At 40.1% G+C, this 23429-nt stretch carries 21 protein-coding genes; all 21 read right to left on the reverse strand.

Annotation, left to right across the window (positions count from 1 at the left end; all coding sequences use genetic code 11):
* Nucleotides 1-138: 138 nt before the first annotated feature.
* The 21 genes from WJP93_RS08920 to WJP93_RS09020 all read right to left on the reverse strand — a co-directional run bounded on the left by WJP93_RS08920 (nucleotide 139) and on the right by WJP93_RS09020 (nucleotide 23424).
* Complete coding sequence (locus WJP93_RS08920; RefSeq protein WP_337547846.1) at nucleotides 139-321, reverse strand: hypothetical protein; 183 nt, start codon at nucleotides 319-321, stop codon at nucleotides 139-141.
* A gap of 66 nt (nucleotides 322-387) precedes the next feature.
* Nucleotides 388-915 carry a flavodoxin family protein gene (locus WJP93_RS08925; protein ID WP_337547847.1) on the reverse strand — a complete coding sequence of 176 codons (528 nt, stop codon included), beginning with the start codon at nucleotides 913-915 and terminating at the stop codon, nucleotides 388-390.
* A gap of 67 nt (nucleotides 916-982) precedes the next feature.
* Entirely contained in the window at nucleotides 983-1399 is a 417-nt protein-coding gene (locus WJP93_RS08930) for a YjdF family protein (RefSeq protein ID WP_337547848.1), read from the reverse strand.
* A gap of 190 nt (nucleotides 1400-1589) precedes the next feature.
* The gene (locus tag WJP93_RS08935) at nucleotides 1590-1985 is read right to left on the reverse strand and encodes a TIGR04076 family protein (RefSeq protein ID WP_337547849.1); all 396 of its coding nucleotides are present in this window, start codon (nucleotides 1983-1985) and stop codon (nucleotides 1590-1592) included.
* A gap of 195 nt (nucleotides 1986-2180) precedes the next feature.
* On the reverse strand, nucleotides 2181-3248 hold the full coding sequence (mcrC, locus tag WJP93_RS08940; protein WP_337547850.1) for a 5-methylcytosine-specific restriction endonuclease system specificity protein McrC: 1068 nt from the start codon (nucleotides 3246-3248) through the stop codon (nucleotides 2181-2183).
* Nucleotides 3245-6079 (reverse strand): AAA family ATPase, encoded by a 2835-nt coding sequence (locus WJP93_RS08945; RefSeq protein ID WP_337547851.1) that lies wholly within the window; start codon nucleotides 6077-6079, stop codon nucleotides 3245-3247. The genes mcrC and WJP93_RS08945 overlap by 4 nt, the downstream gene beginning before the upstream one ends.
* A gap of 14 nt (nucleotides 6080-6093) precedes the next feature.
* Nucleotides 6094-9162: a DEAD/DEAH box helicase family protein gene (locus tag WJP93_RS08950; RefSeq protein ID WP_337547852.1), complete on the reverse strand. Its 3069-nt coding sequence runs from the start codon at nucleotides 9160-9162 to the stop codon at nucleotides 6094-6096.
* Nucleotides 9163-9167: 5 nt separating this feature from the next.
* A complete protein-coding gene (locus tag WJP93_RS08955; protein WP_066559009.1) occupies nucleotides 9168-9596 on the reverse strand; it encodes a hypothetical protein in 429 nt (142 codons plus the stop codon).
* On the reverse strand, nucleotides 9593-10846 hold the full coding sequence (locus WJP93_RS08960; protein WP_066559006.1) for a restriction endonuclease subunit S: 1254 nt from the start codon (nucleotides 10844-10846) through the stop codon (nucleotides 9593-9595). The genes WJP93_RS08955 and WJP93_RS08960 overlap by 4 nt, the downstream gene beginning before the upstream one ends.
* Nucleotides 10847-10858: 12 nt before the next feature.
* Nucleotides 10859-12949 (reverse strand): class I SAM-dependent DNA methyltransferase, encoded by a 2091-nt coding sequence (locus WJP93_RS08965; RefSeq protein WP_337547855.1) that lies wholly within the window; start codon nucleotides 12947-12949, stop codon nucleotides 10859-10861.
* Nucleotides 12950-13247: 298 nt separating this feature from the next.
* Nucleotides 13248-14552, reverse strand: a complete 1305-nt coding sequence (locus WJP93_RS08970) for a reverse transcriptase domain-containing protein (RefSeq protein WP_066559003.1) — start codon at nucleotides 14550-14552, stop codon at nucleotides 13248-13250.
* Nucleotides 14553-14917: 365 nt separating this feature from the next.
* The gene (locus WJP93_RS08975; protein WP_066559001.1) at nucleotides 14918-15490 is read right to left on the reverse strand and encodes a SprT family zinc-dependent metalloprotease; all 573 of its coding nucleotides are present in this window, start codon (nucleotides 15488-15490) and stop codon (nucleotides 14918-14920) included.
* A gap of 133 nt (nucleotides 15491-15623) precedes the next feature.
* A complete protein-coding gene (locus WJP93_RS08980) occupies nucleotides 15624-16280 on the reverse strand; it encodes a hypothetical protein (RefSeq protein ID WP_337547857.1) in 657 nt (218 codons plus the stop codon).
* A 166-nt stretch (nucleotides 16281-16446) separates the two neighbouring features.
* Entirely contained in the window at nucleotides 16447-17448 is a 1002-nt protein-coding gene (locus WJP93_RS08985) for an O-acetyl-ADP-ribose deacetylase (RefSeq protein ID WP_337547858.1), read from the reverse strand.
* A 47-nt stretch (nucleotides 17449-17495) separates the two neighbouring features.
* Entirely contained in the window at nucleotides 17496-18365 is an 870-nt protein-coding gene (locus WJP93_RS08990) for a hypothetical protein (protein WP_337547860.1), read from the reverse strand.
* Between the two features lie 128 nt (nucleotides 18366-18493).
* Entirely contained in the window at nucleotides 18494-18871 is a 378-nt protein-coding gene (hisI, locus tag WJP93_RS08995; RefSeq protein ID WP_337547861.1) for a phosphoribosyl-AMP cyclohydrolase, read from the reverse strand.
* A gap of 18 nt (nucleotides 18872-18889) precedes the next feature.
* The gene (gene hisB / locus WJP93_RS09000; protein WP_066558988.1) at nucleotides 18890-19480 is read right to left on the reverse strand and encodes an imidazoleglycerol-phosphate dehydratase HisB; all 591 of its coding nucleotides are present in this window, start codon (nucleotides 19478-19480) and stop codon (nucleotides 18890-18892) included.
* A gap of 25 nt (nucleotides 19481-19505) precedes the next feature.
* Nucleotides 19506-20807 (reverse strand): histidinol dehydrogenase, encoded by a 1302-nt coding sequence (gene hisD, locus WJP93_RS09005; protein ID WP_262535754.1) that lies wholly within the window; start codon nucleotides 20805-20807, stop codon nucleotides 19506-19508.
* A gap of 23 nt (nucleotides 20808-20830) precedes the next feature.
* Entirely contained in the window at nucleotides 20831-21478 is a 648-nt protein-coding gene (gene hisG / locus WJP93_RS09010; protein WP_227099817.1) for an ATP phosphoribosyltransferase, read from the reverse strand.
* Between the two features lie 17 nt (nucleotides 21479-21495).
* Nucleotides 21496-22764 carry an ATP phosphoribosyltransferase regulatory subunit gene (gene hisZ, locus WJP93_RS09015; protein WP_337547863.1) on the reverse strand — a complete coding sequence of 423 codons (1269 nt, stop codon included), beginning with the start codon at nucleotides 22762-22764 and terminating at the stop codon, nucleotides 21496-21498.
* Nucleotides 22765-22866: 102 nt separating this feature from the next.
* On the reverse strand, nucleotides 22867-23424 hold the full coding sequence (locus WJP93_RS09020) for a Holliday junction resolvase RecU (protein WP_118612942.1): 558 nt from the start codon (nucleotides 23422-23424) through the stop codon (nucleotides 22867-22869).
* Between the last annotated feature and the right edge of the window lie 5 nt (nucleotides 23425-23429).

Below are 23429 nucleotides of genomic sequence, written 5' to 3' on the forward strand. Positions count from 1 at the left end.
GTCAGGATTCCTTGTTTTGGAGCAACAGCTATTTTACTACAATTGCAAACGAAAACAGTTTGCAGCTGATACAAGAGTACATTAACAACCAATAAGTTACAAAAAGGCATTCACCCACACCCATGCGGTGCGTAACTCCTATGGACGTGGTACTCTGCCTACTTTGATAGAAAACATACCGCCAATCTTATACTCTGGATCAAATATAAAATATAGATCATCGACTTTTTTGAATGTATTCTTCTCCGCTATCACAACGCCTATGGACATTACTTCATTGTTCCAGTTTGTCTCAGTATCAATTACAGCAAAATAATCCATTTAATCATCCTTTCTTAACCGTTTTAGAAAGTTCAATAATTGCCATGTGGAATTCAATACTGTTATTCAACACAGATTACTGCCCAGTTCTTTCAATTCAGCAATAGCATCTGTGTTATTACTCAAATCCGCTCTGTCACTTGCGGAGTATGATTTTATAAACAGCATATCCCAAAACAAATAATCTGCCATGCACTGAAACTGCTTATTGATCAGCTCATATTGGATGCTGCCGATCCGAGCAGCTCCGACAACAATGACACCGACCTTCTTGTTTTTTAGATGGAGTCCTTTGCAATAACATTTATCAATAATGAGCTTCAGCTGTGCTGACATACCCCACCAATAAACAGGTGTGGCAAAGACAATCACATCCGCTGCAACGATTTTATCTATTGTCGGATTCGTATCGTCCTGATCGACACAGCCCTTGCTGCATTGACAAACTCCGCAACCTTTGCACGGAGCAATGTTCAGCTTCTCCGGTGCGATGATTTCAATTTCATTTTCTTCTGCAACACCTTCAGCAAATGCCTGGATCGCTGTTAATGTGTTTCCTTTTCTCGCACTTCCGTTTACGATTACTATTTTCATGTGTATCCCCCAACTTCCGATTTTCTTAATTCTACAAACTTGAATTTGAGCAAAAGCTCAAGGGACTTTAATGCCCCTTATGCTTTTCTCTTTTCTTTTGCTGTTTCAACTCAAACATTCGCTGTTCTTCCGCCTCTTTTTTCTTGCGGCTTCTCTCTTTACGCACCTGTTTGTTCTGTTCCTGCTGTAATTTCAATGCCTGCTGTGATTTTGTGCCGATGCCTGTTTCCATCGTCTGCTTTTTCGCTTCTCGCTGCATCCGTTTCGGATTTCTTTTTATATCCTTTACAACAGTTTCAACAGCCGGACTGAATTTCAAACTGAAATAGTATTTTTGAATATATTCCTGCACTTCGTAATCTTTTGGTTCTGCACCAAATGTTACCTTTGCCACAGATAATTTACCATCTTCAATACGCTCAAATACACCTACCCAAAATGGTTCTTCAAAATACACCGTCAGTTTTCCACTTACTTTGTTCATAAAATTCCCTCCTAAAACTTATTGAACAAAGAACGGACAACCCAGAGGGGCAGGTTACTTACCCTATTATAAATAGGACGGCCGGGCTACCTACCGGCTCTAGTACATCAAAGATGCACGTTGCGTTTTTATCTTTGCGTTTATAATCAAGCCATATGGCACGATTAGCTTAATTCGTTAAATTTTTGATTTATCCCGTATAAGCATCCTCCGCAGTGTTCCTGAAATTCTGTTTTTCTAGCCACTGCTTTTCCTCTTCGCTTTCCGGGATGTCAATTCTTTCTATTTTTTTGAATATGACAGGTCTTATCCCATCATTACAGCAGGTGATCATCATGCGCTCATCATTTGTCCAGCCGTGCAAAGCGGTATAGACATATCGGCTCACTGCGTCCCATGCCTCACCGCAAAACTTGCCATTCATCAGATGATAGAAATCGTCCTGCTGCGGCGTTCTCTTTAGCAAAAATGTATCGCCTGCCTTGAAGCAGGGACACGGTCCCGACTTTGGATCAGCCAGATATTTTTCCTGCAGTTCCGGGAATACCTTTGTTTCCAGAACTGTTATTCTGCATTCATGCTGCATATTATAATGTTTCAGCGCAGAAAACCCCGGCCGTTCGCAAGAACGTACGCGGGATGAATGCGCCGATTGTATACAAACCAGACATAATTCCAACAGATTTTTCTTCTGGAATTTGGAACTTCTTTTGGCCTGATGTTCTTCTGAGCGCTGAGATTCAATGTACTGCTTTACTGTTTCAAGAGAAACACTGTAACTTTACGATACCTTCTTAACTCCAAAATGAGCCTCTGCAATATCATCTAACTGCTTGGCAATGTCAGCAAATGGAAGATTCAGATCTAATGTCCTGACTGTAATTTGATTGCCGTGCATCTGATATACATTATCTGGTTGAATTAATTCCTCCGTCTTTGCATAGAGAAGCATTCCAGATACCTTATGTTCCTGCTCTTTGAAAGCGTAATCGCGATTCTTTACATATGTAAATATCTGGTACATATTATTTGAATGCAGAGTATGATTGTCAAATTGTGACTGCGTTGTATGGCTGTAATATTTCGCATCAATAATAAGAACCGTGTTGTCTTTTTGCAAATGAATATCACTTTGCATGACCGGCAACATTGTCCTGAAACCATCCTCTACATCCCAAGGGATCTGTGATGCGTTAACCGACAGCATAGGATAATGTCGAATATAATACTCCAAGATGAATTTTTCATATAATCTGCACATACGCTGCTCATCAACAAATGACGCTAGCCTATATCCACCAGAATCTGTCGTTATAAGCATACCCTCGATTATTAACTGACAAATGCTGACCAGCATTCTATAGGTCTGATTGTTCCGTTGAAATCGAATCGCTGACCACCGAATGGAGGTTGGCTCTAGCATATCCACATTAGAAAAGAACAGCATTTTCTTTTTCAAATCATCTTTATACTCAGCTTTTACCTTTGCATTTTTCAACAGCAACATGACTGTTGTCTTGAGTATTTGGTTCAATAGATTATTCTCAGACAGCTCATCAAAATCACATGTCAGCAATAGCTCATGTGCCAGACGATTTTTAATCGTTCCTGACATGTTGATTTTCCCACGCATAACAGGCAATTCTTCCTGACGATTTATATATTCTCTATAGAAACCTTGCTTCAACTGAATTCCAATACCTTTTGCGAGAATTGCCGCCAACAGATCATACATCTCATCAAAAGATTCAACTGCTAAATCATCATAATTTCCCTGATTCAAAGTTTGGAAGGCATAGGACAGCATATGGTATATGTTGTTTATTAATATACTCTTATCCTTTGTCATTGAAATACACCGTGCAAGATGTTCTCCCACCGCTGCAATTTTGAACTATCGTCAAACCAATATTCACTGAGCATCGGCAAAATATCAAAATCAACAACGTCCTTCATCCATTCTTCTATGCTATCATCCGCATTACAGAAATAACTGTGGCCAATACAAAAACCTTTCCCCAGCGACTTGTCCGCTGCAATTTCCCTATTTAGTTCCTTAATGCGTTCAATAAGTGTATTGAATGTATCATTTGCAAAGCTATTCTGGTAATTGATAAATCCATCTGAATCAAAGCCCGGCTCCATATCAAAGAAACTAAATCTACGTCTCAAAGCGTAATCAATCATAGCCAGACTTCGGTCTGCAGTATTCATCATTCCTATGATATGTACTCTCTTTGGAACTGAAAAACTCAGCCCATTATACGCAAGTGTTACTTTCTTGTCCCGATAATCTGCTTCTATTAGCATCAGCAATTCTCCGAAAATCTTGCTCATATTGCCACGATTGATTTCGTCAATGATGAAAAAATAATCCTTGTCCGGATGGTTGGCTGCTTTCTGACAGAATCTATAAAAAATGCCATACTTTAGCTCGAAGCCTTCTCCCACAGGCTTGTATCCCATCATGAAATCTTCATAAGAATAGTTTTGATGAAACTGAACAAATTCAATTCTGTCGTCATCAACTTCTCCCATGACAGAATAAGCTAACCTTTTAGCCGCAAAGGTCTTTCCAACACCAGGTGCTCCCTGAAGAATGATATTCTTTTTCTTCTCCAATACAGCTTTCAACCGATCATATTTTGCTTCTGTCATATAAACATCTCTCAGGAAATCTGCTTTTGTATATTTCGCATTACCATTATCTGATGGAGTTAGATTTTCTTCTCGAATCATATCGATAATGAAGTCATACTCTCCGCGCGTAAGCTTAAACAAGCTGCCTTGTGTCATAGAGAAATATTCCATTTTCTCAAGTTCTGGGCATTCTTTCAACATTGAAAAATCAATCGGTGAAGACAATCCTTCCACCTTTTCAAAGTAGATTTTCTGTCCATCCTGTTCTGCACTGACACGAAGAATCGCTACAATCTGCTTTACCGGCGTTGATTCATAACCAATTACCATATCCCCAGCCTTTGCATCAAGAAAATTTTGGAATATCCTTCGCTTATTACCGTTATCGTTGTAAAGTGTATAATCCTGTACTTCGCCGATCGGCATGCTTGACATGCTCCAAATCTTAGGATTTGCATTCAAAAACCAATAATGCAATCCCGATGTATCATTTTTCAAAAGATCTTCTTTTGTAATATCAAAATATGGTTTCAAAATATAATCTTCAAATAGCTGTGTTTCACTTATCGGCACAATAATACAAGTAGAATTATCATTAGGAGTCCACCACTTCTTATCTCCAGTATAAGCACTTGTATCACGAGACTTAGCGATAACAGTATAACTTCTCTCACACCAACCATCTTGTTTCTCGGGATTTTCATTAACTTCATCTGAATCAATACGTCCCAAAAGTCTTATGCTATTGCCACGACACAAATAGAAGAAATCACCTTTCTTCATTGTCGCCATGAAATCTTCACCCTGCGACACTTTTGACTTACCCTTTGCAGCTGTATCCCTATGAACAACAATGACCTGTCTCTTCTCAAATGCTTCGGCTTCTGCTTCTGAAATACAATCATTACCATGACTTATCTTCCAAAAATTAGGCTTCAAATTTGCATACAAATTGACTTTTGACAAATCGACTCGTCCAAGAGCTTCTTCCAGCTCATTTCTAAGTTTCCAAACATAGATTCCTTCTTCATCCTTCTTAGCAGCTTTACCAACATAAAGAACTGGCCACCATTTGCTATTATCGTTGTCACGCAACAATATTGGACATCCTGTCTTATTAACAACTCTTCTTGCTAAAGCTGATGAACCTCCATTATAGAAGTTTTTGCTCTCACCATACTTTATGGCAAGCTGCGTACATGTGGCTTGCCCACCATAATCAAGCATACGCTTCATGATTTCAAGACTGCTATCAGTAAATATCTCTGCATCATTTAAAAGTGCCTCCCAGTCATCTGCCGATAATGCTGGTGTATAATCTGTCGGCCACCACTCGCCTGATGACGAATCTGTCTCATCCTTATTCAAATATCTGCTGATAAAAAATCCGACATCCATCGTAAGCGTCCTTAATTCTGGATCAGGGTAACACGTTCCGGTAATCTGCGAAGCCAACATGTTTTTTAGTTCATCATCTTGCTTCAGCTCGTCACAAATTTCATTATAAAAAGCAAGGAAATTACGGATGTTATCTGCATACGCTCCTTTTTTGAATGTATAACTGCTTTCCAATTCATTTGAAACTGCCTTTACTTCCATTAGCTTATAAATATAATATTTGTCTGGATAGCGCAGCCACAGATACGTGCTTATCGCATTCTCATATTGATAATGCTGCGCTGCACCATTGCCGTATCTTTCAAGGAGACTGTTTGATTTCTGCTTAAATGCATCAATACGCTCATATACATCCTTGTCTTCATCAAACAGCTCAATGAACATACCTCTTACTTCTTCCTGAGCAACCTCACCAAACTTGGTAATCATTTTTGCTGGAAAATTATTCACGGAAGCCAGAAGATTGCTTGTCTGCGACAGTGCCTTTGTAAGCATCGCCGCAAAGTCATCAGCATTTACATTCCAGTTCACTTGAAAGCATTTTACAGCTTCCCATTTATATTTTTCATCTGGCCATTGGATCTGTACAAACCGTTTCTTGTATTCAACGAGTGCTGCCTTAAGCCGCATTTTATTGAACATTGAAAATCCCCCCCTTATCTTTCTGAGTTGCGAAGGCTCTTATATATTTCATCTGAAAATATTCCAAGCACCTGTCGCTTCATTTCATCATTTGACAGAAGCATAGAGAAGAAGTCCTGATTCTGCGACAATCCTTCGATCAAAGCATCATCGATATCATCAAAATAGGTGAACTCGAAATCCTGCTGTGTATTGTTGCGAGCACTGGTCTTAAGCTTATCTGACTTCATCAAAATATCCCTGATCTGCAGCATAGCTTTGACCACCACATCGTTGTCATAATTCTTACCAGTGCGGCTGTTAATTTCATCGATGATCTCAGATAGTCTCTTTTCCTTGTCTTCTGTCAGTCCAAAGTGCTCTGCTGTCGGGAGTTTCATAACCGGATCGGCAACGAGATCAGCCGACTTATGTTCTTCGCCCTTCTTCTGTACGAAATTAGTAGCCTTAATCTTTCCATCAAGATTAAAACCACCGCCTGGATGTTTGATATTGATATAAGCCAGCAGATACGACACAAAGTTATATTTCTTATGTAAATCTGTATCTTCAAAACTGGACACCTGCAGCAGAAATTCATAGAAGCGGACAAAACTTCTCATATCAGCTACGCACTGGCGCTGCGTATTGTATTCATAATGTTCAATCAGCTTCTTGCTCTTCTGAAGGAAAAAGGTCAATCTCTGTTTCTGCTTACCATTCACCTTGTCGGCATACAGGATATCGTTAGCTGCTTCGATATCAGCCGGATCTAATATGCCGTAAGCATCAATCTTAGCTTCCAGATCATATACCGCACTCGGTGTTACAGAATTGGCCAGTAATGTCGTTGTATAATATGGTGCGAAAGCAGATTTGATATCTTCATAGCTATTCACAAAATCCAGCACGAACGTCTTTTTATCATAAGGTGCACAGATACGGTTTAACCGGGACAATGTCTGTACCGCATTAACACCTTTCAGCTTTTTCAGAACATACATAGCACAAAGCTTCGGCTGGTCAAATCCGGTCTGATATTTATTTGCTACCAGGAGAACCTGATATTTATCCGTATCAAATTCTTTTGTAAGGCGGTCTTCCGTGAATCCATTCATGAATGCTTCTGTATACTCCTGCTCATCATCTGGTAGCTTCACCTTTCCAGAGAAAGCTACCAATGCATGAATGCCCTCATATCCTTTTTTCGCAATGTAATCCTCAAATGCCTGACGGTACTTTACCGCACTTTGGCGAGAAGCCGTAATTACCATTGCCTTAGCCTGACCACCTAATTCCTGCATAACAGTGGTGCGAAAATGTTCTACAATCACCTCTACACGCTGTGCAATATTGGTATCATGCAATTCTATAAAACGAGCAATCTGACGTTTTGCTTCATTCGTCTTGCAACGCGGATCTTCTTCAATTTCCTTATTAATTTTGTAAAACGTCGAGTATTCCGTATAGTTCTGTAGCACATCCAGGATAAATCCCTCCTCGATAGCCTGCTTCATAGAATACACATGAAAAGCTTCTTTTTGTCCCTTAGTATTCAGTCTTCCAAAGAGTTGAAGTGTAGTTGGCTTCGGTGTTGCTGTAAAAGCAAACATTGATACATTAGCCTGCTTACCATTCCGCTTGATTTCACTAGAAATCATATCTTCCACATCCGCTTCCGTATCTTCTCCGGATCCAAGCGTCATCGTGATAGCAGCCATATCCTTACCGGCTGTCGAAGAATGTGCCTCGTCAATGATGACAGCAAATCGCTTATTCTTAAGATTCGCCACACTGTCCACAATATATGGAAACTTCTGAATCGTCGTAGCAATGATCTTTGTATTGCCATTCAGCGCAATCGCCAGGTCCGCGGACACACACTTGTCATCCATCACACGGATGAGTCCCGCCTTGTGTTCCATGCCCATGATGGCTTTCTGAAGCTGCCTATCTACAACAACTCGGTCTGTAACAATAACAACATTGTCAAAGATAATCTTGTTGTGGGCATCATGCAGTGAAGTTAACCGGTGTGCCAGCCATGCAATAGAGTTAGTCTTTCCGGATCCTGCACTATGCTGAATCAGATAATTCTGTGCTGTACCATTCTCACGCACATCTGCCAGTATCTTACGTATAACATCCAGCTGGTGATAACGTGGAAAAATCAGATTTTCCGAACGTTTTACTTTCCCGTTTTCCTCATCTACCTTTTCCTTCACTTCAACAAAAATAAACTTGCTGATTAAATCCAAAATGGTATCTTTTGTAAGAATATCCTCCCACATATAAGAAACGCTGTACTTATCTTCAAATACTGGATTGCCAGCCCCTGCTGTAACTCCATTACCATTACCCATGTTAAAAGGCAAGAAGAATGTTGCCTGACCATCAAGCTTAGTTGTCATGTATACTTCTTCTAAATCCATAGCAAAATTCACAAGAGTTCCAGCCTTGAATCGAAAAAGTCTTGTCTTCGGATTGCGGTCGGTGCGAAACTGATAAATCGCATCTTGATAAGACTGTCCAGCAGCATTACATTTCAGTTCAAATGCCATGATTGCCAGACCATTCAGGAAAATAACCACATCGATTCTTTCCTTGTCGCTGGCCCAAACTTCCTCCATAACAGAGAAAATATTCTGCCCATATTTCTTTGTCAACTCTGGATTAAAAGTAGTCGCAGGCTTGGTATACATAAGCTCAATCTTCTGATTAGATAGTTCGATACCATGCTTTAGCACTTCAATCAGACTGCCACGAGTCTTAGTGGTCTCTGCATTGATGAAGCTAACAATCGTCTCCTCCAGATCGTCTTTGTAAATTTTACGCAGATAATCCATTGTATCAGGCTGTGTATCGTTCAAGAATTTAAAGAGCATCTCACGATCCACGGCATAATAGCGGTCAAAATTTGTAGCCTTACGGACTACAAAATCGTTGTCTTTTTCCAAACGTTCTATCAAGAACTTCTGATATTCCTTCTCAGAAACAATGGATGTCTGATGGATCAGGCGCTTATGATATTCTGTGGCTCTTTTCGCAATACCGTCCGTATCCTGCTGTTCCATGTCAAGCTCACGTATATTATTATCATCCATTCGCTTTAAGCCTCCTCTCTGATCCATCTGCCAGTTTTTAAATCAATAAACTCATTCAGTTTGATCTTTCCTTCAAAATCAGCTCCATATTCACCGGCACGAGTCTGGTCATCAAACTTGAAACTGTTGTTATAGTATCTGCCTGTCTTGGTTTTCCGAATCAGATCATTGTCCATCATAAACTGAATCACACGCTTATGATTCTCAATATCATCACCATTCAAGTAAAAACAAATCACTCCCGTCAGAGCCAGCTGCACTTCCATGTCGGTACACTTGCACTCATAGCATACGTGCTCCGCAATGGCCTTCTCGCATATTTGCTGTGCAAATGACTGATCTTCAAAAAAATACATCCACTTGCCGCATTTGTGCCTTTCGAGCTTGGCCTCTTCGCCGGAAAGATACCAATACCACCCACCTTGTCTGATCATATAGCTGGCACCTCTTTCTTTCCTGTGACGTATTCGTAAATCAGAGATTTCTTATATTCATCCAGCGTTTCTATCTGAGATTTCTTTTCAGTAATTACAGCATCCGTTTTTTCTAAAGTTGCGTCTATGTACTCAACAATGACAGTCTGTTCTTCTATGTTTGGAACTGGATAGGGCAAATCAGCAAGCTTATTCCACCTGAGATCACATGAACGTACACGAATGCCTGTGGCCAATGCGACAAAAACATCGCTATAAGCCATGCTACGAAGGTAATACATGATATATCTCTTGTTTTGTTTCGTATCCATCACATTAAGAACTGGTGATGCCTTCCCTCTGGAATCTGATATACCGATAGCACCTGCAAAACCATCCATACCATGCACTACAAGATCACCTACATCAATACCCTGATAGCCAATTTCTTTATCAGACATCGTAAACCCATCCTCGCGACGATTACTTCTTAAAGTAACTTCGCCATCCCTAAAGCAGGTAATAACACCATCATCTTCTTTAACTGGTTTCTGCAAATATTTAAGAAGATATTTTCCTCTAATAATGTTCCATGTCGCTGGAATCTCGCCAATCCACTCAATTCCACTGTCCTTCATCTCCGCGTCTGGATTCAGCCCCTTGGTTACGGCTTCCGTAATGACGGAACGCTTATATTGTTCCAAAGTGTCAATCTGAGTTTGAATATACGCTGTGAGAGCATCAATCTCGGCACACTTAACATCAAGAAACGCCGCAATACTTTTCTGCTCCTTCATTGGCGGTATTATTACTGCCGTATTATCTAACGCAACTGACGGTAAATCCCATTGCCCAACACGAATTCCACCTGATAAACGCATAAACTCATCTTTATAGCAACTCCTAAGTAGGTAATGAAAGTATCTGCGATAAAAAGCATCATCCGTGAACTTGTATATAAAATATGCTGGACTGACTATTCCCTCATACTCTGAGACAGCAACAGATCCTTGCCAAGCTTTCATTTTATTAATAACAAAATCTCCAGGTTGTACGTATTTGTATTTCGATGTATCTTCCGAAGTAACATTATGGTTATCATCTCGGCTGTCTTTTGGAATTACCCCCAACTCTCTGTATAAGGACAGCACAACGGTATCTCCGGGATTTCTTGGCTCATTTCTTTTTAAATGAAACTTCAGTTTGTCAACTTCCCAATTCACTGGAATTTCTCCAATCCATTCAAATCCACTATCTTTCATCTCTCGCATATCATCACCGCCTTACTCGAACAACTTTGACACACATTCAGAAACTGAAAGCTCTAGATCCATAAACTTCACTTCCAGTTCTTCACTAGGTGTTGGCTGCTGATACTTGTAGAAATAGCGTGTAAACGGAATCTCTGCACCGGTCTTTATGACTGGTTTCTTCTTGCCTAGATCCTCTTCAAAGAACGCTTTTGCATCCGGGACATGCGGCAGTACTTCTCTCGTCATATAATCGTCGATGCTTTCTTCCCATTTCACCAGCTCTGTATCTTTGGTTTCCTTATCATAGAGAATATTGCCTTTTTTATCTTTCTGAATTTCAGCATCCTTATCCATGACAGACAAACCATCCGCAATCTTATCAAGCAGCTTCTTATCTGCTGTTGCATTTGCAAGGGCCTTTGTCAGCACCGGCATAAATGCTTTTGGTGAATTATAAACCGGCTCTGATACTGCTGCCTGCAGTGCCGAAATGATTGCTTCATAAACCGGCTGGTTGTTCTGGTAATTTTCCAGCTTCTTTAAATCCTTACCGGACAGCTCTTCCATATTCTCCAGTTCATCCACCTTAGCCTGATCGTAAAGAGAAGAAAGTGCCCCCTTTGACAGCATTGCTTCAATTCTCTCTCCTGTGATGGCATAGCTTCTCTGGAGTGGCTGCATCACGGTGTACTCACGATAGATAAACTCTTCATTTTTATAAATCTTGCAATACTCATTTTCAGCAAAGTCCGCATACAGCTTCGTAATCTCAGAACGATTCTCCGGTGAAATTTCATTTTTCTTATTACCGAGAGCTTTACGTAATTTGTTATAAAATCCTGACGCATCGATCAGCTGAATCTTGCCTTTTCTCTCACGTCTCTTGTTCTTAGAAAGTACCCAAATGTATGTAGCGATACCTGTGTTGTAGAAAAGATCCGTAGGCAGTGCAATGATTGCTTCAATCAGATCGTTCTCCAACATCCAACGACGAATCTGGCTTTCACCGGAAGCAGTTCCGCCAGAGAACAATGGGCTACCGTTTTCAATAATAGCGGCACGACCAAAATTGTCGTCCATCTTATCTATAGCAGACTGCAAAAACAACATCTGCATATCGCCAGAACCAGGAAGTCCCGCGCCCCAACGACCATCGAAGCCTTTTGTATATTCATCATTAACTGCCTGCTCCACACCTTCTGCTGCATCTTTACCACCCCACGGTGTACCGAATGGCGGATTTTCAATGACGAAACGCATCTTAGTTCCCTTGAATCGGTCAGCTTTCATCGTGTCCTGATAGCAAATGTTTTCTGCGTTCTGACCTTTAATCATCATCTCAGCCAAGCAGATAGCGTATGATTCCGGATTAATTTCCTGTCCAAACAGGCGCACATCCGCAGACGGATTATAGCGCTTGATGAAGTTGTAGCTGGTGGAAAGCATACCGCCGGTTCCACACGCCTGATCCAATACGGTGATGACCTTTCCATCGTCAAAGATATCATCACAGCCTTCTGCCAGCAGAATATTGACCATCAGCTTGATGATGTCTCTGCCAGTGTAGTGATCACCGGCCTCAGCATTTTCTGAAAATCTTCTGATTAAATCTTCAAAGATGTATCCCATCTTTACGTTATCGATTGTCACCGGATTCAGATCCAATTCCGAGAAAGCCTTCACCACACTGAGCAGACGATTGTTCTTGTCCATTTTGTCAATCTGCTTATCAAAATCCAGACTCTTAATAATGTCCTGAATGTTTACAGAAAAACCTTGAATGTAAGATTTAAAGTTTGCAGCCAAATGATCCGCATCATTTACCAGCTCTGCAAGATCAAACTCACTGGTGTTGTAGAACTGATATCCGGATACACGATACATCGCCTTTGCCGGATATGCCGGATTCGCCTTGAACTGGTCTACTACTTTCTGCTTTGTTGGTGCCAATGCGCACTCAAATCTGCGGATGATAACCATCGGAATGATTACATCTTTGTATTTATCGCTCTGGTATGTACCTCGCAGCTTGTTTGCGATAGACCAGATAAAATTTACCTCTGTAGAAACGTCAATTGGGGAGTCATCCCACATCGCATCCATCTTCTGTTTTTCTGCCATTGCTATATTCTCCATTCTTTGAGATCTGATATAATGTTCTATAATAATCATTAGACAAAATCCTATTAAACAATTTCAAATGACTCTCCAATGATTATTTATTTGTCATAACTGTTATTATGCCATAAAATTGTATTTCAAGCAATCTAATATCATAAATTTCAAATATTTCGTTTACTCCTTTTTAAAAGAAAAGTAAGAAGCGGCCCCTGCTTTCGCAGTTGCCGCTTCTTACTTTATCATGTTGTTCAACTAAAGATGATAATAGAAATATGTAAATTTAGTAATCTTTTTCATGTCATTCACGACTTTGATTATTAAGACTTCTTCTTATTTTACTCATATGATTCATTACATCATATCGAATTTTTTCATCTTTTCCAAATTCGCGTTCAGCATTATTAATATAAGTAAAAAAGTTCCCTCTTTTTCCAAACGCTCCTCGCTCTGAATATCTTTGATAAAGCTTATCTGCACCTTTTAATTCCCTATTTTTAGCAATTACTTTAGCTTTATGATTCATACGATAATAATATTTGCTAACTGTCTTAGCTCGTACAAATATATTCTTTCCATCAAACGAAATGCCAAGAAAATTAATTTTCTTTTGCGAATCATCTGCATCTATAGAGAAAGATTTTCCAATATTAATAACGGTTGGTGTATCTACCTGGAAAAACTGTGTTTTCCTATTTTCTAACTTCAAACCTGGAATTGCGTTTATAATATCAATAATACTTTTGAATGTATCAATCTGATTTTCCTCTGGTAATACAACAATAAAATCATCGCTATATCTCATATAAAATCCCTTGCATTTCATAACTGCCTGATAAATTAACGCATCTGCATCCAACATATAAATATTAGCTAATACAGCACTTATTGGAGATCCCTGTGGAATTCCATATGACACTGAATTTTTCTTAATATGTTTTCTATTTGCTTTATATTGTTCTTTCGTCAAAACTACTTTTTTCTCATTCAGCTTTCTAATTTTTCCTTTTACATCACTAAGATCATTTAATTCCAATAAATCATCTAACTCCCATGTACTATATCTTGTGATATTTTTATATACGGCGTAATGATCTGGTGGAAGTTGCACACTTTCTATTAAATCGCCCCATCGTTGTTTCAAATATTGATGATCAAGGCTATCGAAAAAATTTGTAAAGTCTCCAATCATTACACAGCATTGTGGATTTTCCTTTATAAAATCGAATGCTTTTTTTGCGGATTGTATATTGCTTTCACTTAAATCTGTTCTATAAGCTACTGGCACTTTTTCTATGCCTAGTTTTCTTATCCGTTTATTATAAAGCTCATTTAACCCCCACGCATAATATTGATAAATACAGCGATCTAAGTGAGCCGCATAGCAAATTTCTCTTTTTTTAAGTTTTTTCCCAGTTTTTGCATTATATTTATTCATTTTCATTGTATAATGAATAAACGGATAAAATCCGTAATGAGCAACATTTTCTGGGTTTTTAATGAATTCTGCTGCTTTTGTTATATCAATTCTATAATCAAAGTGAGCATATCCCTTTTTGCTTTTTTGTATTGTTTTTGGGTTATCCAACCACTCTTGTACATTCATTCTTTTTCCCCCATAATGCAATACCCACCGACATGGAGGATAGCATTCCTTAGCCGATGGGTATACGAAAAAACTTAGTAATCATATGAAAGGCATGCCTTTATTTTTGATTGCCAGCTATCCAATTAACTGCAATACTTAATTGCGGTATAATTACAACTAAGCAGGAGATTATCGTCATGTTCATTACAATCTTAATTCTGGTCACGGTGACCAGTATCAGACAGCCTCAAACCATTTCTTATAAATGTTTGTTAGAACTGTTGACAACAATACCATTCCTTTACAACATACTTGTAAAGCACTTTTATTATATTGTATCTTATTATGATTGTCAATACAATTTGTCTGTCCTATTTAATTTCTCATTTCATCCTCCCTATTATCTGTGCCCCATTCTCTTTCAGCCACTTGACCTGCTCTTTATAGTCAGGAAGTACCTTCTCTACCTCTGCCCAAAATGCCCCTGAATGATTCATTTCTTTTCGATGGCATAGCTCATGCACGACAACATAATCAATTACTTCTGGCGATGTCAGCATTAGTAAGCAATTAAAATTAAGATTTCCTTTGCTGCTGCAGCTTCCCCACCTTGTCTTCTGATTTCGAATTGTTATTCTTCCGTATGTAACTCCAATCTGCTTTGCATAATAGCTTACTCTTTTCGGAATGTGCTGCAAGGCTTTGTCTGCAAGTTTTTTAATCTCCTCATTTGTCAAATACTCACTTTCCACAGACTCGCCTTGTGTTTCCTTCTTCTTTTCTTCCTGCTCTCTGATTTTCTCGATATGCTTTTGTATCCAGCCTTCTTTCTCTCTTAAAATACGCTCAATATCGCTTTGAGGCGCATACATTGGTGCTCGCACTATCACTGATAAATCTGGATTGATCTGGATTGCTAGCGTCTTTCTGTTTGAGCGTATTATTTTAACATTCATGGCGAATCTCCTATTTTTATGCGGTAATTATTTATACCCATCACAAAACACAATTTTGCATGGCTCCGAATAGTTACCATTATACAAGAAAGGCGCTTCAATTTCCAGATCAAATCACTATTTTATCCGTGAACTATAACTTCTTTCTCCCCCTTTTCTTATAGTCCTCGTCTATTCGTTTCTTCCAATCTGGCTTTAACGGTGCACTGCATCTTACGGAACAAATTGCATCACTGACTACTTCGTAATTTAATGCTGTTCCCTCGCTGTCGCAGTTATAGTTGACTGCACGGTCTGCTCCTATGCCAAAATGACTTGCTGTTTCTACTGCATCAATATTTGCTCCCAGGAAAAGAAATTCCCAGCCATACTTTACCTTCTGGTGCTCGATCATTTTCTTGACCTTGTCACTGCTGTAATACCGGCTGGCATTTTCCATTCCGTCTGTCGTGATTACAAACATGGTGTGCTCTGGTACATCTTCTTGGCGTGCATACTTGTGGACATTTCCAATATGATGAATTGCTCCGCCAATTGCATCTAGTAACGCTGTTGTTCCTCGTACCGTATAGTCGTGTTCTGTCATTGGCTGAATATCCTTTACATTTACGCGATCATGCAGAACCTCGCTCACATTGTCAAATAAAACCGTTGAGATCAATGCTTCGCCCTCTGCCTGTTTCTGCTTTCTAATCATTGAATTAAATCCGCCAATGGTATCGCTCTCTAATCCACTCATGGAACCGCTGCGGTCGATAATAAAAACAAGTTCTGTCAAATCCTTTCTCATGTGCCTTTCCTCCCAATTATCTCGCCACTTAGGCGTATTTTAATTACCATCTAAAAATGGCTGCTTGGTTTTTCACCTCACAGCCACATGATAACATTTTCTTTTATTGGAATGGTCGCATGAGAAGCGACATTTTCAAATTTGATATTACTACTTAATGTATTTATTATCCTCCAATGAGGCTCTGATCAAAGGCAAACAATGCCTCATTAATCTCATAGACATTATAATTGCCCTGTTCAACAAAATACTCCACGATAATGTCAAATTTGCTTGAATGAGAAAGTGCAAAACCTGCTTTTTGAAGCATGTCCTGCATCTCTGCAAGCGGCAATTCCAGCGCTAATGCAAATGCTAGAACTGTTGTCTTGGATGGCTTATAAAACTTATCGGAGCGAATCTTAGAAAACAATTTTCGATCAATGTTTGCTTTCTTATAGCACTGAGCGTCTGTCATTCCACTCTCATCAATCTTTCGCAGAAGCATTTGCGAAAAGCTCTCATCAAGCTGTTTCAGCGCTTCCTCTAATGTTTTCTTTTTTCCAGGATATACTGCCTTTAGAAAAACGTCTTCCTCTCTAGTTATCTCTTCCTCAGTCGCAAGATACCTTGTCTCTTCCGCTGCCCAATCAACATGTTCTTCTACATAGCGATCATCTATGTAAGAAGCAATATCATCAAATAGTTTTTCGCTGATCTGATACGAATTGTGATCAAAAATGACAAGATATACTTTAAGCTCTTGTTCCATCAAAAAGGCTTGAATTGTATCTACAGCCACTTTTAATGCCTGATCTTTGGGGTAACCGTATATTCCAGACGAAATCAATGGAAACGCAATAGATTCGCACTCGTATTTTTTTGCAAGTTCCAGTGATGTGCGATAGCAGGATTCCAAAAGTTCCTTTTCATGATATTTTCCACCCTGCCAGCGCGGACCAACGGCATGGATCACATACTTACAAGGAAGCTTATACCCTCTTGTGATTTTTGCACTTCCTGTTTCGCACCCATGTAATGTTCTGCATTCTAAAAGAAGCTCTGGACCTGCTGCCCTATGAATGCAGCCATCTACACCACCTCCGCCAAGCAGAGAACTGTTTGCAGCATTAACGATTGCATCTACTTTTAATTTTGTGATATCGTTGCGAATAATTTGTAATGGCATACTGCTCCCCCTATCTACTACTTTTCCAATATTTCCAAATACAACCCTTACAGCCTAATCACCTTACTCCAGGCCTTTCTTCCCTGTTCGTCTGTTACCTCTGCACGTATAAATTTCTCCCATGGCTGTACATGGCATACTGCCTTTGTCAGTCCTGTTCCTCTATGACCACGCTCTGGCGCCCATACAGCATTGGAAAAGAAGGAAATGCGGCTGACTGGTGAGCATAGTACTGTTATCTCATCGCCATTTCTTCTAATATGAATCTCTGGTCCCTGCGTTGCGTAAAACTTTTCTTCTTTAATTGCCTGTAGTAGCGCCTCATCTGAATCTGTAATCTTGGCTTCAAGCATAATCCATGCCTTTGTCTCATCGCAGTTATACATATGCGTATCATCATCTGCAACCAACGGATAAAATAAGCCCTGGCATGCTGCTGTATCAACAAAATCACCAGAATATGGACGTGAGGACTCACCCTCATCAGATACAGAGTTGAAAATTTCAGTAGCGTCCACACCACTAAGTGCTGCTGCCTGCTGCGCCGTATTTAATGACCATGCCGGATGCGCCAATATGGCAATTCCGCTGCAGCGATGAACCTCATCAATAATCTTTTGTGGTCCTGCCTCCTGTGTCAGATTTGGCTTTTTGCTGCATCCTATGCCAAGAATATGGTATACACCAGTGCTGGCATCGCCTCCGCCAATATTATATTCAGCTCCTGATAAAATACGCAGACCGCCAATCTCTCCACTATCACGATGAATCCAATGATCTGTAATCGCAACTACATCATATCCTGCTTTTTTATAAATTTCTGCCGCTTCTTCTGGTGTTTTTGAGCCATCAGAAATTGTCGTGTGCATATGTAGATTTACTTTAAGGCGGCTTACGCCGAACATGTCTTTTTCCATAGTCATTTTCTCCAATCTTATTTTTCTTGTCCTATTTTACCACGTTTTTTGCGTTCTGTACAATCATATTGCAAAATTCCTGACAAAATAAAAAATAGCGCCAGGCTGCCCAGCGCTATTTTTATATTTTATTCTATAATTTTATTAAAGAAACATGAATACGATCCCGTATGACATGCTGCTCCTTTTTGTGCTACTTTTGCTAAAAGCGTATCCTTATCACAATCTGCATAAAGAGATTTCACATATTGAAAATGACCGCTTGTTTCGCCTTTTAGCCATCTGCTTTTGCGGCTGCGGCTATAATAGCACATGGTTCCTGTTGCGGCTGTCTCAAGATATGCTGCTTCATTCATGTAGGCTAACATTAGTACCTGACCTGTTTTATAATCCTGTACTATGCACGGGACAAGTCCAGATGCATCCTTTTTTAGCTCGTCCCATGAAATCTCTGCCTGAAATGGAACTGCCACAAATTCATTTTCGTTTGTAACTTCACCTGCCATTTGCTTTACCATCCTTTCTTACAGACTTCCCTTTGTTGAAAGTACATCTGTAATGCGCGGATCTGCAATTGTTGCCTTGTCAAGTGCCTTTGCAAAGGCTTTGAACATGCCTTCTATGATATGGTGGCTGTTCTCGCCTGCCAATTGACGAATATGCAGATTCATTGATGCTGAATATGAAATAGCATAGAAAAATTCTTTTGCCATCTCTGTATCAAATCCTCCCACGCGCTCTGATGAAATTGATGCTTCATAGCCCAGATATGGCCTGCCTGATAAATCAATTGCGCAGAGAATAAGTGCTTCATCCATAGGAAGAATGCAGTCTCCATAGCGGCAAATAGACTTTTTGTCGCCTACTGCCTGTGCTATCGCCTGACCAAGCACAATGCCGACATCCTCTATCGTATGATGGCAATCGACCTCAAGATCACCAGTTGCCTTTACTGTCAAATCAAACAGACCATGACGTGCAAAGCTGTTTAGCATATGATCAAAGAAGCCAATTCCTGTAGAAATATCTGCCTTTCCGCTGCCATCCAAATTTATGGTCAGAGTAATTTGTGTTTCCTTTGTATTTCTTGTAATAGTACCGATTCGCTGCTGCATAGTTTCCTCTCCTTTTGATACCCGATTACTCTTTGTCGTCTTCAAAACGAACACGGATGGAATTAGCATGCGCTGTCAGATATTCGCTTTCTGCAAACTGAATAATATCCCTGCTGACTGGCTTTAATGCCTTCTTGGAGTAATAAATAATACTTGATTTCTTTACATAAGCATCTACGCCAAGCGGTGAGAAAAACTTTGCCGTTCCGTTTGTCGGAAGAACATGGTTTGGTCCTGCAAAGTAGTCGCCAAGCGGCTCACTACTGTACTCTCCCATAAAAATCGCACCAGCATTTCGTACCTGTGTCATCGTCTCAAATGGATTTATTGTCTGAATTTCAAGATGCTCTGGTGCAATTTCATTTACTACATCTACTGCATCGTCCATAGAATCTGCTACAAGAATATAACCATAATTATCAATGGACTTTTGCAGAATCTCTTTTCTGGATAATCCTGCGATAAATTCTTCTGTCAGCTTTGATACTTCCTCGGCAAGCTTCATGCTGGTTGTAACAAGAATAGCGCAGGCAAGTTCGTCATGCTCTGCCTGTGACAAAAGATCTGCTGCAACGAACTTTGCATTTGCACTCTCATCTGCAAGAACCATGATCTCACTAGGTCCGGCAATGCTGTCGATGCTGACATGACCATATACAGCCTTCTTTGCAAGCGCAACATAAATATTTCCAGGACCTGCAATCTTATTTACCTTCGGAATAGATTCAGTACCAAATGCAAGTGCGGCAATTGCCTGCGCACCGCCAACCTTATAAACTTCTGTTGCACCCGCAATGTGAGCTGCTGCCAGAGTGACTGGATTAACCTTTCCGTCCTTGCCAGGAGGTGTCACCATAACAATACGATTTACGCCTGCTACCTCTGCCGGAATGATATTCATTAAAACAGAAGATGGATATGCAGCCTTTCCGCCTGGAACATAAAGACCCGCACTGTCTAGTGGTGTAACTCTCTGACCAAGAATCGTGCCGTCCGGTGTCGTGTCAAACCATGAGAGCTGCTTTTGCTTTTCATGGAATGCACGGATATTCTTCATAGATTTTACCATTACTTCCATCAGCTTTGGATCGACCTGTTTAAGTGCCTCATCAATCTCTTCTTTAGTCACTCTAATGGTGTCCTTTGTCACTTTAACCTTGTCAAACTTCTCGGTATATTCAAACAGCGCTTCATCACCGCGCGCCTTCACATCATCTACAATTGCCTGTACAGTATCGGCATATTGTCCGTAGTTGTTTGGATCTCTCTTTAACAGATCTGCTAACAAATTTTCCTTTGATTCCTTGCTAAGCTTAACGATTCTCATGTATGTTCCATCCTCTCTGTCTGCTATTTTCTTTTTTCAACCGCAGTCTTAAAACCGGCTAAGATCTTATTGATTCGCTCGTTTTCCATCTTCATGCTTACCTGATTTACAACCACACGGGCTGACAGTGGGCAAATCTCCTCTAATACCTCAAGTCCGTTTTCCTTAAGCGTCGTTCCTGTCTCAACTATATCTACAATAACCTCAGACAAGCCAACAATTGGTGCTAACTCGACTGAACCATTCAGCTTAATAATTTCAACTGTCTGATGCTTCTTATTATAGAAGTAATCCTTCGCGATGACCGGATATTTTGATGCCACACGAATCAGTTCATGATGCTTAAGGCGCTCTCTTGCCGATGCAGGGCCAGCCACGCACATACGGCATTTGCCAATGCCAAGATCCATCACCTCATATAAATTTCGTCCTTCTTCAAGGATGGTATCCTTTCCTACTACACCAATATCAGCTGCACCATATTCCACATATGTCGGAACATCAGATGCCTTTGCCAGAAAAAATTTTAATTTTAGCTCTTCATTTACAAAAATCAGCTTACGGCTTGTCTCGTCCTTCATCTCCTCGCATGTAATGCCGGCAAGCTCCAGCATCTCCATTGCCTTTTTTGCCAGACGACCCTTTGCAAGCGCAAATGTAATATATCTCATAAAGCGTATTCTCCTTCTTATGCTTCTTCTCCGATCAAATCAGAAAGCAAATGTCGTTTGCGGTCATCCGTGAGTACATTTATAACCTCAACATATTTTCCTTCCTCATCAATATAAAAGATACCACCAATACCGCTTCTCTTCGCATACGCAATGTAGTCATCAATTGTCTTTTCATAAAACTTTTTCATAAGCGTAACTGAGGAATCTGCTCTTAATACATTTGCAAGACGAATGGCAAGATTCTTCTGACTTCTCTCATAAAGAAGAATTGTTCCAAGATAATCAGTGTCAATATCAATCTGCTGTCTTGACATAGCCATCAACAACTCATCTACATAAATACCAAAGCCGATAGATGGTGCGTCCTTTCCGAACTGGGAAAGCAGCTTGTCATAACGGCCGCCCGTTGCAATAGGTGTTCCGCTTCCATATGTATATGCCTTGAAAATGATTCCTGTATAATACTGAAATTTGCCAAGCATACCAAGATCAAACGTAATATATTTTTCCAGTCCGTAGGAAGCAAGAATCTTATACAGCTTTTCAAGACGATATATTGCGCTGAGCGCCTTATCATTATCTGTAAGAGACGCTGCCTCATGGATCTGACTGATGCCTCCAAACAGCTTTGGCATAGAAAGAAGTGCCTGCTTTAACTGTTCAGGAAGCTCTTTTGCCGAAAGCATTTCCTCTACACCAAAATAGTTTTTCTGCTCAATCAGTGTTCTAAGCTCGTCTGTCTCCTGCTCATTAAAGCCTGCTTCTTCTACTAGTCCATTAAAGAAATCAACCTGTCCGATCTCAACCTGAAACTCTGTCAGACCGCTGACCTGAAGAGACTGAATCAGCATAGCAACCATCTCTGCATCTGCATCTGTTGTCGTATCGTTAATCATCTCTGCACCCATTACGGTAGACTCTTTTAAACTTCCGCGCAAGCTCATGTTGTTGATGAAAATGTTTCCATTATAACAAAGACGCACTGGCATGTCCTCATCCATGAAATATTTTGCCGCACATCTTGCAATTGACGGTGTAATATCAGGCCGAAGCACTAGTGTATTTCCATCGCGGTCAAAAAATTTAAACATCTGATTTGATGCAACTGAACCTCTGTCTTTATTAAATATATCAAAAAACTCATATGATGGTGTCTGGATGCTGCGATAACCAAAACGGTGGAAAACCGCTCCGATTTTTGCGCTGACAGTTTCCTTCTTCGCGCATTCTTCATTATACAGATCTCTTACACCCTCCGGTGTGTGCAGTAAACTGATTGCCATATTTTCCTCATTTCCTGCAGCTTGTTTACTTTAGTAAGTTAACGTGCTACCATGGTAATTTATGAATGTTAAATACGATTATAGCGAAGCAGCTTGCATTTGTCAAGTCCCATTTCCATTTGACTCATCAGCATGACGCAAAAGATCAAGCTGAAGCTGCTCCAAAAAGTGTAAAAACACGCCATTTTTTATTGGAATCTGCAGTGTCTTATCGATCTCGTCATATGTAAAACTCTTTCTTCCGCCATTTTTGCCGCGGTTCCAGAAATAGACGATATCAGAAAGCGGCACATAATACGCTTCATGACGGTGCGTATAATACAACAGAATAAAAGCAATTCCGTTTTGTTCTTCCATTGCCTGCATAAATTTTACCTGATGCTCATGAATATTCTGCAGCGGAAAGGTATCAACTGCAGATTCCTTCGCATCAAAGCAGATTGGAATGCCCTGAACTGCACCAATATAATCGACTGTACTTTTTTGATCAAAATATGCAAGCGTTATATGACGCGTCTCCTGATCAATATTGATTGGTTTTATTGGAGTCGGAATCTTCTGAATTAGCGCAAGCTTTTTTGTGCTGTACTGCTCAATCGTATAGTTGATCATATCCTCTAATGCCGATCCTCTAAGTCCTCTTGATTTCCATGTTGGCATACGTA

The organism is Anthropogastromicrobium sp., assembly GCF_037349415.1.
In the GTDB taxonomy this organism is placed as follows: domain Bacteria; phylum Bacillota; class Clostridia; order Lachnospirales; family Lachnospiraceae; genus Anthropogastromicrobium; species Anthropogastromicrobium aceti.

Excerpts from the sequence above, each read along its gene's own strand:
- hisG (WP_227099817.1), bottom strand. The coding sequence starts at position 21,478 with ATGAGATATATTACATTTGCGCTTGCAAAGGGTCGTCTGGCAAAAAAG.
- WJP93_RS08945 (WP_337547851.1), bottom strand. The coding sequence starts at position 6,079 with ATGTTCAATAAAATGCGGCTTAAGGCAGCACTCGTTGAATACAAGAAA.
- mcrC (WP_337547850.1), bottom strand. The coding sequence starts at position 3,248 with ATGACAAAGGATAAGAGTATATTAATAAACAACATATACCATATGCTG.
- hisI (WP_337547861.1), bottom strand. The coding sequence starts at position 18,871 with ATGGCAGGTGAAGTTACAAACGAAAATGAATTTGTGGCAGTTCCATTT.
- hisD (WP_262535754.1), bottom strand. The coding sequence starts at position 20,807 with ATGAGAATCGTTAAGCTTAGCAAGGAATCAAAGGAAAATTTGTTAGCA.
- WJP93_RS08950 (WP_337547852.1), bottom strand. The coding sequence starts at position 9,162 with ATGGATGATAATAATATACGTGAGCTTGACATGGAACAGCAGGATACG.
- WJP93_RS08925 (WP_337547847.1), bottom strand. The coding sequence starts at position 915 with ATGAAAATAGTAATCGTAAACGGAAGTGCGAGAAAAGGAAACACATTA.
- WJP93_RS08975 (WP_066559001.1), bottom strand. The coding sequence starts at position 15,490 with ATGAATGTTAAAATAATACGCTCAAACAGAAAGACGCTAGCAATCCAG.
- WJP93_RS08970 (WP_066559003.1), bottom strand. The coding sequence starts at position 14,552 with ATGAATGTACAAGAGTGGTTGGATAACCCAAAAACAATACAAAAAAGC.
- WJP93_RS08965 (WP_337547855.1), bottom strand. The coding sequence starts at position 12,949 with ATGGCAGAAAAACAGAAGATGGATGCGATGTGGGATGACTCCCCAATT.
- WJP93_RS08955 (WP_066559009.1), bottom strand. The coding sequence starts at position 9,596 with ATGATCAGACAAGGTGGGTGGTATTGGTATCTTTCCGGCGAAGAGGCC.
- WJP93_RS08980 (WP_337547857.1), bottom strand. The coding sequence starts at position 16,280 with ATGAGAAAGGATTTGACAGAACTTGTTTTTATTATCGACCGCAGCGGT.
- hisB (WP_066558988.1), bottom strand. The coding sequence starts at position 19,480 with ATGCAGCAGCGAATCGGTACTATTACAAGAAATACAAAGGAAACACAA.
- WJP93_RS08990 (WP_337547860.1), bottom strand. The coding sequence starts at position 18,365 with ATGGAAAAAGACATGTTCGGCGTAAGCCGCCTTAAAGTAAATCTACAT.
- WJP93_RS08960 (WP_066559006.1), bottom strand. The coding sequence starts at position 10,846 with ATGCGAGAGATGAAAGATAGTGGATTTGAATGGATTGGAGAAATTCCA.
- WJP93_RS08920 (WP_337547846.1), bottom strand. The coding sequence starts at position 321 with ATGGATTATTTTGCTGTAATTGATACTGAGACAAACTGGAACAATGAA.
- hisZ (WP_337547863.1), bottom strand. The coding sequence starts at position 22,764 with ATGGCAATCAGTTTACTGCACACACCGGAGGGTGTAAGAGATCTGTAT.
- WJP93_RS09020 (WP_118612942.1), bottom strand. The coding sequence starts at position 23,424 with ATGCCAACATGGAAATCAAGAGGACTTAGAGGATCGGCATTAGAGGAT.
- WJP93_RS08930 (WP_337547848.1), bottom strand. The coding sequence starts at position 1,399 with ATGAACAAAGTAAGTGGAAAACTGACGGTGTATTTTGAAGAACCATTT.
- WJP93_RS08985 (WP_337547858.1), bottom strand. The coding sequence starts at position 17,448 with ATGCCATTACAAATTATTCGCAACGATATCACAAAATTAAAAGTAGAT.
- WJP93_RS08935 (WP_337547849.1), bottom strand. The coding sequence starts at position 1,985 with ATGCAGCATGAATGCAGAATAACAGTTCTGGAAACAAAGGTATTCCCG.